Annotated in this window: 14 protein-coding genes and 1 tRNA gene; all 15 read left to right on the top strand. The window is 72.0% G+C overall.

Annotated features, from left to right (window positions below; all coding sequences use genetic code 11):
• Entirely contained in the window at positions 1-672 is a 672-nt protein-coding gene (locus ACIQGZ_RS17055; RefSeq protein WP_402602589.1) for a hypothetical protein, read from the top strand.
• Positions 673-737: 65 nt separating this feature from the next.
• On the top strand, positions 738-1,412 hold the full coding sequence (locus ACIQGZ_RS17050) for a nuclease-related domain-containing protein (RefSeq protein ID WP_402602587.1): 675 nt from the start codon (positions 738-740) through the stop codon (positions 1,410-1,412).
• 234 nt (positions 1,413-1,646) lie between these two features.
• Positions 1,647-2,312, top strand: a complete 666-nt coding sequence (locus ACIQGZ_RS17045; RefSeq protein WP_402602585.1) for a hypothetical protein — start codon at positions 1,647-1,649, stop codon at positions 2,310-2,312.
• Positions 2,313-2,435: 123 nt separating this feature from the next.
• Positions 2,436-2,678: a hypothetical protein gene (locus tag ACIQGZ_RS17040; RefSeq protein WP_402602584.1), complete on the top strand. Its 243-nt coding sequence runs from the start codon at positions 2,436-2,438 to the stop codon at positions 2,676-2,678.
• A 129-nt stretch (positions 2,679-2,807) separates the two neighbouring features.
• Positions 2,808-2,897: transfer RNA gene (locus tag ACIQGZ_RS17035), tRNA-Ser, on the top strand.
• A 22-nt stretch (positions 2,898-2,919) separates the two neighbouring features.
• A complete protein-coding gene (locus ACIQGZ_RS17030; RefSeq protein ID WP_402602582.1) occupies positions 2,920-3,561 on the top strand; it encodes a hypothetical protein in 642 nt (213 codons plus the stop codon).
• A 45-nt stretch (positions 3,562-3,606) separates the two neighbouring features.
• Positions 3,607-4,053, top strand: a complete 447-nt coding sequence (locus ACIQGZ_RS17025) for a hypothetical protein (protein ID WP_402602580.1) — start codon at positions 3,607-3,609, stop codon at positions 4,051-4,053.
• Between the two features lie 31 nt (positions 4,054-4,084).
• Positions 4,085-6,490 (top strand): hypothetical protein, encoded by a 2,406-nt coding sequence (locus ACIQGZ_RS17020; RefSeq protein WP_402602578.1) that lies wholly within the window; start codon positions 4,085-4,087, stop codon positions 6,488-6,490.
• Positions 6,491-6,505: 15 nt separating this feature from the next.
• The gene (locus ACIQGZ_RS17015) at positions 6,506-6,823 is read left to right on the top strand and encodes a hypothetical protein (RefSeq protein WP_402602577.1); all 318 of its coding nucleotides are present in this window, start codon (positions 6,506-6,508) and stop codon (positions 6,821-6,823) included.
• A gap of 150 nt (positions 6,824-6,973) precedes the next feature.
• Positions 6,974-7,555, top strand: a complete 582-nt coding sequence (locus ACIQGZ_RS17010; protein WP_402602575.1) for a hypothetical protein — start codon at positions 6,974-6,976, stop codon at positions 7,553-7,555.
• 21 nt (positions 7,556-7,576) lie between these two features.
• Entirely contained in the window at positions 7,577-9,106 is a 1,530-nt protein-coding gene (locus tag ACIQGZ_RS17005; RefSeq protein ID WP_402602574.1) for a terminase large subunit domain-containing protein, read from the top strand.
• A complete protein-coding gene (locus ACIQGZ_RS17000) occupies positions 9,097-10,617 on the top strand; it encodes a phage portal protein (protein ID WP_402602573.1) in 1,521 nt (506 codons plus the stop codon). The genes ACIQGZ_RS17005 and ACIQGZ_RS17000 overlap by 10 nt, the downstream gene beginning before the upstream one ends.
• On the top strand, positions 10,595-11,578 hold the full coding sequence (locus ACIQGZ_RS16995) for a hypothetical protein (RefSeq protein ID WP_402602571.1): 984 nt from the start codon (positions 10,595-10,597) through the stop codon (positions 11,576-11,578). Before ACIQGZ_RS17000 ends, ACIQGZ_RS16995 begins: the two co-directional genes overlap by 23 nt.
• A 14-nt stretch (positions 11,579-11,592) precedes the next feature.
• Positions 11,593-11,985 carry a hypothetical protein gene (locus ACIQGZ_RS16990; protein WP_402602570.1) on the top strand — a complete coding sequence of 131 codons (393 nt, stop codon included), beginning with the start codon at positions 11,593-11,595 and terminating at the stop codon, positions 11,983-11,985.
• 27 nt (positions 11,986-12,012) lie between these two features.
• Positions 12,013-13,659 carry a hypothetical protein gene (locus ACIQGZ_RS16985; RefSeq protein ID WP_402602568.1) on the top strand — a complete coding sequence of 549 codons (1,647 nt, stop codon included), beginning with the start codon at positions 12,013-12,015 and terminating at the stop codon, positions 13,657-13,659.
• The last annotated feature ends 61 nt before the right edge of the window (positions 13,660-13,720 follow it).

Raw genomic sequence — 13,720 nt, 5'->3', positions numbered from 1 at the left:
ATGGCCGACCTGACCAAGTCAGGGGAGCCGCCGCAGCTCCCGTCCTTCTGGGCGTCCACGGCATCCCTGCGGCCCTATCTCCCCGACCGGCACACCCTGGCGCTCCTCGGTTCCGGATCGGTCCTCCTCGTGCACCGCATCTGGTCGTGGATCACCGCCTCCGGATGGCGGAGCACCCTCGACCGGATCGCCGTCATCGGCGGTTGCTCCTGCGTGGCCGCGGCATGGGGCCGGCACGCCGTTCCCATCCTCGCGCCTGCCGCAGGCACGGCCTGGTTCATCGCCGCGCTGATCGTCGCCCCAGCCCGACAGGCGGCAAGCAGGCGCGCCGCCAGGGGAGAGCCGAGATCCGGCAGGGCCACTGCTGGGGACGCCCCCGACTCACCGCAGCAGCCTTCGCTGGCCGCCCTCGTCCGCGAGCTGATCGGGTCGCAGAAGGGGGTGCACCTCTCGGTCCTCTACCCGGCCATCCGGGGGCGCGTTCCCGCGCTCGCCGAGGCCACCGACAGGGCCCTCCGCGATGCCCTCGCGGAGGCCGGTATCCCAGTCCGCCAGAGCATCCGTGTCGGGGCCCTGACCGGCCGCACCGGAGTGCACGTAGACGACCTCCCCTCCCCTGGGCCCCAAGGGGGAGCCCGAGACGGCGTAGAGCGCCACGTAGAGCGCGCGTGACCTGCGGAAACCCACAACCTGTAGAGCGCCTGTAGAGCAGGCGTAGAGCCCCTGAGAGGACCCCCGTGGACCACAATCCGGCCGGCCGATCCGCCCACCGCGAGGCCGCCCGGCTCCGCCGCCCCCGACCCGGCCCGATCCTCGGATGGGCGGTCGGCGGGCTCGCCACCGGAGCCCTGGCGCACCCGTCCCTGGCCGTCCCCGGGGCGGTCGGCGGGGCGCTGCTCGGCGGCTGGCTGCACGTCCGGGCGGCGGGCGCGGCGGCCGGCCGGTGGTCTGCCGGTGCCGCCGGGGAGGAGGCGACCGAGCGGCTGCTGGCCCCGCTCGCCGAGCAGGGATGGGTGCTGCTGCACGACCGCGCCATCCCCGGAAGCGACGCGAACCTCGACCACCTGGTCGTCAGTCGGGCGGGTTCCGTGGCGGTAGTGGACTCGAAGCGCTGGGGGCGCGGGGCTGCGGTCCGGGCGGTTCGGGGGCGGTTGTACTGCGGCCCGCAGGATCGGGACCGTCAGGTCCGGGTGCTGGAGTGGGAGGCGCAGCACGTCGCCCGGACGCTCGGCGTCCCGGTGACACCGCTGATGGTCGTGCACGGCGCCCGGGTGGCCGGCCGGCGGTTCCGTGTCGGCGGGGTCGTGGTCGTCGCGCCGGAGCAGCTGCTGCCCGTGCTCCGCTCGCTGCCTGCCGTCGGCCATCCCGGCGCCGCGTCGGCGGCGGCCATCGCGTACCCGCCGTACAGGTAGGTCCACCGGGATCAGGTCGGAAGATCTACCGTGTCACACTGGTGCCAGCATCCCCGCGCTCCCTGAAGGGATGATGGAGACGGCCATGGCGGCCCAGCAATGACGGGGGTGGAGGGCCTGACGCCGGGCCGGTAGGCAGACAGGGGCGCCCCCTCCGGCCACAGAGGAGACGCCCCGCATGTCGCAGCGGCACGCATCGACACCACGAACGGTACCGCCCCCGGGAGCCCCGCCATGCCCGACCAGCCGCACGACACCCCCCTCTGCACCTGCTGCCACCGCGAACTCCACACCGCCACGCCCCGCGTCGCCTGCCAGCCCTGCCAGGACCGCATGCACGACCGTCTCAACACCGTCGAGCACAACTGGCTGCAACTTCCCAGCAGCCTCCAGCGCGGCGCAGCACCCGCCGGACAGGGCATATCCACTGGCCGCGGCTCCGCCTCCGGACGGCTGCCGCTGCGCCTCGACGTCCTCTCCCTCGCCGGGCCCGGCTCCGACACCATCCTCGGGCAACTCCTCGCCGTCGAAGACGACTGGCGCCGGGCTCGGGGCTTCACCGTGCAGACGTGGCGCGGCTCAGCCGACCAGGCCCTCCCCAAGGTCTGCCGGTTCCTCCGAAACCACCTGCCGTGGGCCTGCGAGGAGTACGGGGACGTCGACCAGCTCGACCAGACACTTGCCCGGCTCGCCGGTGCCACCACCCGCATCCTCACTGGCGACCGCAGCCGGCGTGTCCCCGTGACGTGCCTCGCCGAGTACGACGACGGCACGGCGTGCGGCACGCAGATGCTCGTCGACGCGTCGACGCTGTCCGTGGTCTGCGGCGGGTGCGGGGCGCGGTGGAGTCGGGCTGATTTCCAGCGCCTGGCCCGCGCAGGGCAGGGAATGGCTGCGTGAGTGCCCGCTTGCGTTGATCGTCGCTCTCTGTCACAGTGCTTCCAGACGGCACAGCTGTCTCTTGATCGCATGAAAGCCCTCGCCCTCCCAGCGGGGGCTTTCTTCGTTCCCCGGGGGTGGATGATGCGCCTTGCCGTCCTGACAGCTCTGCCGGAGCATCTCGTCTTCGCCCATGAGGCCGTGGCCGCGACGGGTGTCCCCGAGACCGTTCTGCGGCAGTGGGCGCGGCGCGGCCGCATCACCCGTTTCCCCGGGGACGGCCGGCCTTCGGGCGACGGCCATCTGTACCGGACGATGTACTCGCTCCCGGAGGTCCAGGAGCAGGCGAAGTCGTACCGGCCACGCGGCTCCGCTGCGGCCGCCTGATCCCCTTCCAGCTCCCTGCTTGTGCGGCGCGTCCCCCCTGGCGCCCCGGGCGGGGTTGCCCGTCCGTGGCGTGAGGGCTCCACGGCGGGCGTTCGCGGGCCCGGCTACACGATGCCGGGCCCGCGACACGGAAAGCCTCCCATCGGCGTGGGGACCGGCCTCGAAAGCCGGAAGGCGGCCTCGGCTGCCCTGGGGGTTCGAATCCCTCGCTTTCCGCCAAAACGGACAGACGGAGGACGGCATGGCCGAGATCACGCAGACGATCCTCCTCGGCGACCCGCGCGGCCGAACCGGGAACTGCCTGCAAGCAGCCATAGCGCCCCTACTCGATCTTCCACTCGATGACGTGCCGCACTTCGCCGAGCGCGAGGACTGGCTGGATCACCTCTACTCGTGGTCTGCCCAGCAGGGATACGCGGTGGACCACCGCCTGTCCGGAGATGGCGTCGCCCTCGGTATCGCCTACGGGCCGTCGCCGCGCGGCGTCAAGCACGCCGTGGTCATCCGCGGCGGGGCAGTCGCGTGGGACCCACATCCGTCCCGAGCAGGACTGACCGAGATCCACGGCGTCTTCGCGTTCATCCCGTTGCACGGCACTGTCGGGCTGGTGGTCTCCATGGAGATGGAGTCGACCATCCTCGACCACCTGGCGCTGCTGGGCGCCGAGTTGGCGGGCAGAACGAGCCACCGGTTTGGTTGGCCTGGGCAGGTCACGCTGCATCTGCGGATGACCGACGCGCCGCCCGGAGCCGTAGAGGTCCGGCCGGTCGCCTACAGACACGCAGACGGCCGCGTCACCGTAGACCGCATCGACTGGATCGACGGTGGCGGCAAGCTCATCGAGGCCGAGCGCCATCCCGGCCGCCAGTCGCACGACCGCTGACACTGAGCCCGCGCTGCCGGGCCCCACCGGAAGGACCCGCCCGCCGTGGCCAACCTGACCTTCAACATCGCCCTCGGCCGCGTCGCCGCCCTCGCCGACCTGCCCGCCGCCCACGACGCCCTCATCGCCGTACCCATCACCGCCAGCGGCATCGCGAACGACGCGACCATGCGGGACTACGCCACCCTCGCCGACCTCCTCGCCGGAGGAAGCACCGAGCAGACCACCATGGGCCGCGCCACCCTCACCGGCGTCACCGTCGCCGTCGACAACGCCAACGACCGCGTCGACGTGGACTGCGACGACATCACCTGGGCCGGAGCCACCGGCGCCCCCATCGCGGCGATCGTCATCTGCTACGTGCCGGACACCACCGGCGGCACCGACGCCGACGTCATCCCGCTGACCAAGCACGACTTCACGATCACCCCCGACGGCAGCGACGTCACCGCGACGATCACAGACTTCTTCCGCGCCACCTCAGCCGCCTAGCCCACCCCACCCGGCCGGATGGAGGTGACCCGTGGCCACCCCCATCGCCTCCCTCGCCGACACCTTCGACAGCCCGACCATCGACACCGCCCGCTGGCCCGGCTCCTACGGCACCGTCGACCAGACCGGCGGCAAGGCCCGCGTCGCCTGCACCACCGGCTACAACGGCATCAAGTCCGCCACCGCCTACACCCTGGCCGGGGCGAGCGTCCTCCTCCAGATGTGGCCGCCCACGCTCGGCGGCGGCACCTCCGCGACCTCCTCGGCGTACGTCGTCGCGCCCGCCGCAGGCAGCTACGCCGGGTTCCTCGTGGACGCCTCGTACACGGTCATGGGCTGCTACCTGTACACGGCGGGCCTGGACCCGGCGCCAGCCTTCATCACGTTCAGCTCGACAGCGCACGCCTGGCTGCGGCTGCGCGAGGCGGGCGGGACGCTGTACTGGGAGACGTCCCCCGACGCGGCAACGTGGACAGTGCAGCGCACCGCCGCCACCCCAGCCTGGGCGGCAGGTACGGACTTGGCGCTCCTCCTGGAAGCGCACCGGGACGCGGGCACTGAGGACTGGGCACAGTTCGACAACGTCAACTCTCCACCCGGCCGGCGCCTCGCGGTCGGCACGGCCGGGGCGTCGGATGTCGCCCGAGTCGCCAGCCGCCGCAAGGCGCGGCCCCTCGGGGCCGCCGCGGAGTCCGCTCCGGGACGGCGACTCGCGGCCGCCAAGAGCGCCGACCTTGCGCCGTCTGCGGAAGCTGCGGTGCCTGGCGGTGTGCCAGCGAGTAAGTCCAGAGCAGCCCGGGATGCCAGCGAGGTCGACGCCGAGCAGCCACTGACGGCGAGGCGCACTGTCCACGCCGGGGCCTCGCCGGAGACCGCAGCGGCGGGCACCGCAGCCAGCAGGAAGGCGGTCCGGGTCCAGGCTGCTACAGGATCGGATGCTGCTCAGGAACTGACATCCCGTCGCAGCCGGGCCTTGGCCAGCGCGGTGGAAGCGTCGGCTCTCGGGCGTGCGGTGGCCGCGAAGGCTCGACTCCTCGGGGAGGCGGCCGAGCAAGTCTCCGCCGGCCAGCCGATAGTCCGAGCCAAGCGCCTGTCGCTGGAGCCCGCCGTCGAACCGGACCGGCCTCTGTCTGTCCCCGCAGCACGCGCCAGCGCCGTCGGACTTGCGGCCGAGGCCGGGACGTCCGGTTGCGCGGTGCGATCGAAGGCCCTCGGATCGGCTGCGGCTTCCAGTGCGGACACGGCCCGCGAGGCAGGCGCGCAGAAGGCGCGCGGCCTCAGGGCGGACGTCGAGGACGCATCAGCAGGTGCGGCCCGAGCCGGGAAGGCTCGCGCGCTGACTCCGGCGGTCGAGACCGGGGCGGCGGTTCCGGTCGGTTCTGCTGTCGGCAGCAGGCTGGCTCCGGCAGTGGAGGCTGGCGCGTCGCAGGCCGTGGCGCGTATCAAGGTGCGGCGTGTCAGTGATGCGGCGTCTGCCGGTGAGGCGCTGGCTCTGGGTCGAGTGAAGCAGGGCGCCGTTGCAGTGGCGCCAGCGGCCGACGGGTGCGGCGGCGCGGTCGGGCGGAAGGCCCTGGCGGTAGCTGACCCCCTGGAGTCGGGCGCTGCGCTGGCCGTACCGGTGCGCGGCCGGATCGCCCTGGCGATGGGCCCAGCAGGTGACCAGGCGGCGGCCGGCATCGCCCGCGCGGTGAAGAACGCGGCAGCTGAGACGGCCATCGAAGCCGATGTAGCGGAAAGCCCCGTGCCGGCCAAGGAGTTGGCACTGCGCGCGGGAGATGCCGCGGAAGGTGGCTGCCCGGCGGGCGCTGGGAAGACGACGGTGGCCGCGACTGCCGCGGCCCTGGATACTGTCGGGCGGGTGGGTCGCGCGCTGTCGCTCGGCGTTGCCACCGAGGCCGATCAGGGCCGGATGCTGGGCACGCACACGGGCTCGGTCCTGGGCTTCTTCCCGGAGGCGGACGGCGCCAGGCCAGTCGGCGCGACGAAGACCGCCCACGCCTGGGCGACTTCGGATGCCGAGGCTGGCCTGACTGTGCGCCCGGGGCGCCACTACCGGTCCGGAGCGTCCGAAGAGGCCGGTGCGGCACGGGTCGTGCGCCCAGCGAAGGCTGTCGCGATCGGCGCGGCACTCGCTACGGATGCCGCGGCACGGGTCGGGGCAACCAAGGCCCGCTCGGCAGCGAGATGCGCTACGGAAGAGGCGTGTCGGCCTGTACGGCTGGTACGCGGGCGAAGTGCCGGGGGCGCCGCGGAGTCCAGTTCGGTGCGGCCGGCCACCCAGGCGAAGTGCCTGCGGCTGCATCCGGCACCCGAGGGGGCGGCCGGTCAGGTGCTGGTGGCCCCGGTGGTCCGCGATATCGGCATCACAGTGGGGCAGGCGAGGGTTCGGTGGTCGGCACGGCTCGCGTCGGGCCGGTGGCTGGCGCGGGTCCGCTGACAGGAAGGTGTGGCCGTGCAGTCGATACCCGTGTCGTCGCGGGAGTATGTACTCGTCACCGTGACCGCGATGGTGGACGGCGCGCCGTACGACCCCACCGCCGATCTGGTCGAGTTCGCCTTTGCTCCAGTAGGGGCAGTGGACCCCGACGTGTGGCGCCCGGCGTCGTGGGATGCGGGCCCGGTCCCCGGAACGTCCACGTTCACAGCCCGGTGCCTGGTCGGCCCCGGGGCGCCCACGGAACTGCCGCGAGGCAGGTACACGGTGTGGCTGCGGGTCACGGACAGCCCCGAGGTGCCGGTGCGGAACGCCGGACTGCTCGCGATCACGTAGAAGGGGGTGAGCGACGTGGGCGAACGAGGGTTCCCCGGGCCTCCGCCCGAGGAGCGGCGGTGCAAGGCGACCGTCCGGGACGACCATCCGGACCCCGAGAGGGCCGGCCAGCGGTGCGTCCACTGGACGACCAAGGGCAGCGACTCGTGCGTGCACCACAACATTCCCGACGAGCGGCGCTGCACCGCCCACTACAGCCCAAACCACCCCACGCACCCCGGCGAGCGGTGCCGCCAGAACGCTATGGTCGGCCTCCGGGTCTGCTACAGCCACGGCGGGGCCAACCCCAAGGCGAAGGCCGCCGGTCGTCGGCGCGTCGCTGAAGCGAAGATGGAGGCTGCCGTGGCCAGGGCCCTCGCCCGTCTCAACGTGGCGCCCGTCGACAATCCCCTCGAAGCGCTCGCGGAACTCGCCGGGCAGGTTGTCGCCTTCAAGGACGCGTTGGCCGACCGGGTCAACGCCCTGACCGAGATCCGGTACGAGGACGCCAAGGGCGCGGAGCAGCTGCGCTCCGAGGTTGCCTTGTTCGAGCGGGCGCTGGATCGGTGCAACACGGTCCTCGGGACGATCGCCAGGCTGGACATCGACGGCCGGCTCGCGCGGATCGAGGAGGAGAAGGTCCGGGTTCTGATGGAGGCCGTGCAGGTGGGTCTCGCGTCGATCGGTGTGGTCGGCGAGCAGGCCGAGCAGGTCAAGCAGGTCATGGCGCGGAAGCTGCGCAGGGCCACCTGAGCCGACCCGAGGCGGTGGACAGTGGCTGTCGATGCGCTGACGCTTCTCGCGGAGCGGCTGTCCGAGCCGCCCGTCGACGTTTTCGCCGAGCTGGGCTACGTCCCTACCCCCAAGCAGCAGGAGTTCCACGCCGCAACCGAGTTCGACGTGCTGTACGGCGGGGCGGCGGGTGGCGGTAAGACCAAGGCCCTGCTCATGGATGCGATCCGGGACTGCAAGCGCTATCCGGGCCTGCGGGTCGGAGCGTTCCGGCGCACGTACGGGGAGTTGAAGGAGTCGCTGCTCGCCGAGCTGGAGCAGGTCGGCTATGCCAAGTCTGTCGGCGCGAGGTGGAACGGCACCGAGTATGAGCTCCGATTCAGCAATGGGTCGATCGTGATGTTCCGGTACGCCGAGACGGTGCAGGACGCGACCCGGCGGCAGGGCGGCCAGTATCAGAAGCTGATCTTTGATGAGCGAACCCTGACGCCACCTGACGTGTGCTCCTTTCTGGAGTCCCGCCTGCGGTCCGGCCGCCGCGACATCCCTGTCCTCGGCATCCGGTCCGGCACCAACCCGGGCGGACCCGGGCACGGCGCCGTGAAGACCCGCTACATCAAGCCGACCAACTACGGCGAGCGAGTCGTCACCGACATGCGGAACCGAACAGTTCGGTTCATCCCGTCAAAGCTCAGCGACAACCCGCACGTCAACGCGGAGTACGCCCAGGACTTGCAGGCCCTCGACGGCAAGCTCCGCTCCGCCTTCCTGGATGGCGACTGGGACGTGTTCGCCGGGCAAATGTTCGCCGAGCTCAAGCATGACCGGCACGTCGTCAGCCCCATCGAACTTCCTGCCACCTGGCGCCGCTACAACGGCATCGACTGGGGGTACACGAAGCCGTGGGCAGTCCTGTGGGCGGCGGTGGACGAGGACGGCCGGGTCTGGATCTACCGGGAGATCTACAAGACGCAGGTCGGCGAGTCCGATCAGGCGAAGGAGATCCTCTCGGCGGAGCAGCCTGGCGAGCACGTCGCCGTCCGGTATGCGGACGACGCGATGTGGGCAACTCGCGGTGAGGCGAAGCCCATCGCCGACATCTACGCCGACGAGGGCGTGCACCTGGAGAAAGCGGGCAAAGGTGCCGGCTCCCGGGTGATCGGGTGGCAACGCGTGCGGTCCTATCTGAAGGAAGGGCCGGCGTGCCCGCACCACCGGGCACTCGGCTGGGGAAGCTGCCCGCTCATCCACCTCTTCAGCACGGTGACGGAGCTGTACCGGGAGCTGTCGGACCTGCCGCACGCCACGAAGGGCGACCCGGAGGATGCCGACACCGCAGCGGATGACCACGCAGCCGACGCGCTGCGCTACGTGCTGACCAACCTCGGGACGGGACCGGAGTTCCCCATTCTCGACCAGCCGCCGACCGAAGCGGCCCAGGGCCAGCTTCAGCTGCTGGGCCCGACGATGGCAGTGCGGCCCGACTCCGGCACTGACACCCCGTGGTGGCTGTCTGATGTTGACGACGATGGGCCTCGGCCCGGGGGGACGGTGGAATCCCCATGGGTCTGAGTACGTGGTGGCAGCGCGTCACAGGCGGCGGCGAGGTGCTGGAGAAGGCGCCCGCGACGGCCGCCAGACTGCCGGACCGCACAGGGTACGAATTCGGCATCGGCAACTCGGGCCTGAGCGAGTGGAACCAGGGCACCGGGGCATCCACTGGCGCCGACCGCCGTACTGCCCTCGGGCAGCTGCACGACGCCTACCTGGCGTGCCCCTGGTCGTGGGCGTGCGTGAATGCGATCGCGCGGACGATCACCGCTGGCGGCCTGGTCGCCGAGTGGGTCCCGGTGGAGGGGGACGGCCAGGAGCAGCCGGCGAAGCCTGCCGGGCTGGTGGCACTGGAGCGGATGCTCGCGTACTGCAACCCGTCCGAGTCGATCATCAAGATCTTGCGGGGCGTCATCGCGGACCTGCTGGTTTTCGGTGACGCCTACCTTGAAGTGGTGTGGTTGGGGCGGCAGCCGGTGGCGCTGTACTCGCTGGACTGCCCTTCGATGAATCCGATCACGGACGCTCACGGTCAGGTGACGCGGTACGTGCAGGTGACAGAGCTGAGCCAGAGGGCTGAGTTCGAACCGCGCGAGGTCATCCACATCTCCCTGGACTCTCCCCGGTCGAGTATTTTCGGCGTCTCCCCGACGCAGGCGGCCCTTCTGCCGATCACGGCGTGGCTGTACGCCGCCGCGACCAGCAAGGAGATCTTCAAGAAGGGCAACCCCCCCAACTTGCACGTCGACATGCCCGCCGGGGTCTCCCCTTCGGACATGAACCGGTGGCAAGCCCAGTACATGGTCCGCAACGTCGGCTCCCGGAACATTGGCGCTCCGGTCATGACGAAGGGCGGCGGCAGGGTCCAGGAACTCGCCTCCTCTCGCACCGTCGACTACCTGAAGTTCGCCGACCAGAAGCGCGACGAGATCATCGCCTGCTACGGCGTCCCCCCTGCGAAGCTGGGCATCATCGAGTCCGGGAACCTCGGCGGCGGCACCGGCGAGTCGCAGGACCGCACGTTCCTCCTGAACACCTGCCAGCCGATCGCCGAACTCGTCCTAGAGGCCATCAACTTCCACCTCGGCCGCGAGGGATTCGGCGTCGACGGGTGGCGGCTGAAGTTCCGCGAGGTCGACATGCGGGACAGCAAGGTCGTAGAGGAGATCCGCGACCTGCGGGTCCGCAACGGCTCCTGGACGCTGAACCGGTACCGGGCCGACATCGGCGAGCCGGCCGTGGACGGCGGCGACGAGCCGGTGTTCATGGACCGCATGGACGTGGTGCGTTGGGCCGACATGGACGCCATGTCGAAGGCGTCAGTGGCAAGCCGCCTGAAGGGCACCGCGCTGGCGCCCGGCGAGCCGGAGTACGGGGCGCCACTGCCAGTGGAGAAGGCAGAACAGGGGGCGCCTGCGGAGGCGCCAGTCAAGCCCCCGGTCGAGTCGAGCCGGGATGTGTACCGGCGTCGCCTGCGGGAGGCCCTCGCTCAGCTGCCGGGAGGCGTCGATGAGTACGACCGGGCAGCGTGACCCGCGTGGCGAGCAGCACCCCATTGCCAGGTTCGCCCGTGAAGCGTTCGCTGCTGGGTGGGCCGCGTCCGGCGGCCCGCTGACCGAGCGGGTCCGTGACGCCTGCGCCGCCGCCGTCGCCCTGGCCGCCGAGAACGCCGACGACCCCGACGTGCTCAAGGCCACCGTCGACCTCGGCCGGCTGGAGGGCATGTGGGCACTCCTCGTCGCCCGCCGCGAGGATCAGCAGGCTCACCATGCCGAAGCGGTCACAGCGGCATGGCGCCGCCTTCTCGACCGCGCCGACCTGGCCGCCGGAGTTCAGCGGTTCCGATGGCAGCACGGGCTCACCGAAGCCGACCGCGATGACGAACTGAGGGCTGCGGCGCTCGCCGCCGCACTGGCCATGCTCCGGGGGCTCGCCGCCGAGCCGGGCTGGGGCGACCTCCGGGACACGCTGCGGGACGCCATCCGCGTCGGCCGGGCCGAGGGCATGGTCGACGCTGTGGCGCTCGCCGCCGACCGCGCCCATGCGGCCGGCCTGGACTGGGGCGCCGCATTTCAGCAGGCGTACGACTCGCTGGAGCATCTGGACTCCCTGGCGGCAGACGCGGACCGATGGCTGGCCGCGCTCGTCGATCGCGCCGCGGCAGCCCTCGCCCGGCTGCTGGCCGGTTCCCCGGCCGGCGAGGCGGAAGGCGCCGAGGCGGAAGCCGCATCGGCTGCGGCGGGTTTCATTGTGGACTGGGCGATGACCACGGCGGCCGCTGGCGGGGCGCTCCACCTGTACCAGCAGCACGGTGCCACCGGCGTGGACGTCGTGACGGTAGGCGACGGCCGGGTGTGCGCGGCATGCGCCGACGCGGAAGCGGGCGGCCCCTGGCCGATCGTCTCCGCCCCGCTGCTGCCGCTGCATCCGCTGTGCCGCTGCACGTACGCCGCCGACATTGACCTCTCGCCGTTCGCCAGTTGGTTCACCTAACCGAGGAGGACGCCGTGGGCGGCTCTTACAACCCGGTCGCCGGGATTCTGTGGACCCTGTCGGGGTCCGGGCTCGGCACGACCCTCGCCGCATCCGGGAGCAGCGGCCCGATCGGCGTCGGCGACATGGCTGACCTGTGGCTGGCCGTCACCGTCGACGGTGACCCGGAAGGTGACGGCCCGACGCTGGATGTCGGCGTCGACGTCCAGGACGCGGACGGCAACTGGTACCCCGTGGCTGGCGTCGAGCAGCTCGTCTCGGACCCCGGGGGTGCCTTCGTGTCGGTGGGCCTGCACATGCCGGGGGCGGCGGCGGTGGTCCTGCCGCAGTGGTGCCGCGTTTCGTGGACGCTCGGCGGGGCTGACCCCGCGTACCCGGGCGTGTCGATCAGTCTCTACGGCCGCTGACCGGCCACCGTCTCTCAGGAGGTATGCGTGGCTGCGATCGCCACCGTCACCGGGACCGCGATCCGGCCCGGCGTCAGCAAGAACAACCGCTACTACTCGCCCGAGGCGATCGGCCGAATGGTCGAGCGGGCCCAGGCGCGGCTCGCCGAAGGCGGCATGCCGCTCACCACCCTGACCCACCACGAGGCCGGTGACGACTCCACGCGGATCGTCGGCCGCATCACCTCCATCGCCCAGGAAGCCGATGGGTCTGCCAGCTACCGGGCGGAGATCACCGACACCAGCCACGGCCGGGACATCCTGTCGCTGGTCTCCGGGCCCAGCCCGACCCTGAGGGGCGTATCCATCCGGGGCGCCTGGCTCGGACGGGTCCGGCGGGAGCAGCGGGACGGCATGGCCGTCGAGGCAGCCGACGACCTGGAGCTCGACGGCCTCGACTACACCCGCAAGCCGGGCGTGCCCGGAGCCCAGATCGAGACGGTGGCCCTGGTCGGCGCCGAGCCCCGCGAGTCCGACGGAACCGCGAGGGTGCCCATCACCGAGTCCGCGCCGGAGGCGACCGTGACCATCACCGAGGCCGACGACACCCCCGGAGAGGCAGGCCCGTGGGCCGACCTCGGGTACCAGCCCGACGCCGCCCGGCGCCTGCCGATCGGAACCCGCGCCCAGGCCAAGGCGGCGTGGCTGCACGTCGCTGAGGGTGACGGCGCGCGGGCCTACACCGCCGCGCAGCTCAAGCGCGTCCGAGGCCGCATCAAGAAGGCCCTCGGCGGTCACGGCGTCGCCGTGACCGCCGAGGGCTGGCTCGTCGACCCCGCCGCCCAGGTGACCGAGGCCCTCGCCGAGTGCTACGGCGACGCGGCCCAGGGGTCGATGTACGTGTCGCTGACGAACGGCCCCACCACCGTCACCGTGTCCTCGTACTGCCTGGACCCGCACGACCTGGACGCGGTCGGACGCGCCGCGATGTCCGGAGCGTGCCAGGCACTCGCCGTCATCGCCCCGGACATGGACAGCGACATGGACATCCCGGGCGCCCCCGCCGAGGACACCGACGACGACATGGAATCCGCACCCGCAGCGGCCACGACCGAGACCACCGTCACCTCGCCCGCTCGCGCCGCCGACGGCGCTGTACCCATGCCCCCCCAGACTCCGGCGCCGGACCCCGCCGCCGCGACCACAGATGAGGAGGAGCCCGCCATGGCGGACACCACCACCGAGGCAGCTGTCACGGCCGCCGCCCCCGCCGCCGGTGGGGTCACCCTGACCGACGACCAGTTCGCGCAGTTGCTGTCCCGCCTCGCGCCGGCCGCCGCGGTCGCTGTCGAGGCCGCCCCGGCGGCTCCGGCTGTAACCGAGGCCGCCGCGCCTGCGGAGGTCCCCGTGACCGAGTCGGAGGACCAGCGGATCGCCCGGCTCGTCGCCGAGGGCATCGCCAAGGCGCTGCCGCAGGCCGTGCAGGAGCACGTCGAGCAGAACGGGCCGCCGACCCGCAAGGGCCTCGTCGCGCAGGTCTCGGAGTCGGCCGCCGGTGCCGCCGCCTCCGGGCTTCCCGCCGACTGGCCGCAGAAGCCGTTGCACGAGTACAGCGACGAGGAGTGGCGGCAGTACGCCGCGCCGGCGACTGTCGGCGCCGTGCTCGGTACCCGGGCCACCCAGGTCGCCCAGTAGCACCCCGGCCGCACTGCGGCCCCGAGTCCCATCTGACCGCCAGCACGCCAGCTGGTGCCAC

Origin of the sequence: Streptomyces sp. NPDC092296 (genome assembly GCF_044755465.1) — a bacterium.
Lineage (GTDB): Bacteria > Actinomycetota > Actinomycetes > Streptomycetales > Streptomycetaceae > Peterkaempfera.
Note: the sequence above shows the minus strand (reverse complement) of the source record. Positions and strands in the feature narration are given on the sequence as shown.

Excerpts from the sequence above, each read along its gene's own strand:
- ACIQGZ_RS17055 (WP_402602589.1), top strand. The coding sequence starts at position 1 with ATGGCCGACCTGACCAAGTCAGGGGAGCCGCCGCAGCTCCCGTCCTTC.
- ACIQGZ_RS17045 (WP_402602585.1), top strand. The coding sequence starts at position 1,647 with ATGCCCGACCAGCCGCACGACACCCCCCTCTGCACCTGCTGCCACCGC.
- ACIQGZ_RS17040 (WP_402602584.1), top strand. The coding sequence starts at position 2,436 with ATGCGCCTTGCCGTCCTGACAGCTCTGCCGGAGCATCTCGTCTTCGCC.
- ACIQGZ_RS17030 (WP_402602582.1), top strand. The coding sequence starts at position 2,920 with ATGGCCGAGATCACGCAGACGATCCTCCTCGGCGACCCGCGCGGCCGA.
- ACIQGZ_RS17000 (WP_402602573.1), top strand. The coding sequence starts at position 9,097 with ATGGGTCTGAGTACGTGGTGGCAGCGCGTCACAGGCGGCGGCGAGGTG.
- ACIQGZ_RS16995 (WP_402602571.1), top strand. The coding sequence starts at position 10,595 with ATGAGTACGACCGGGCAGCGTGACCCGCGTGGCGAGCAGCACCCCATT.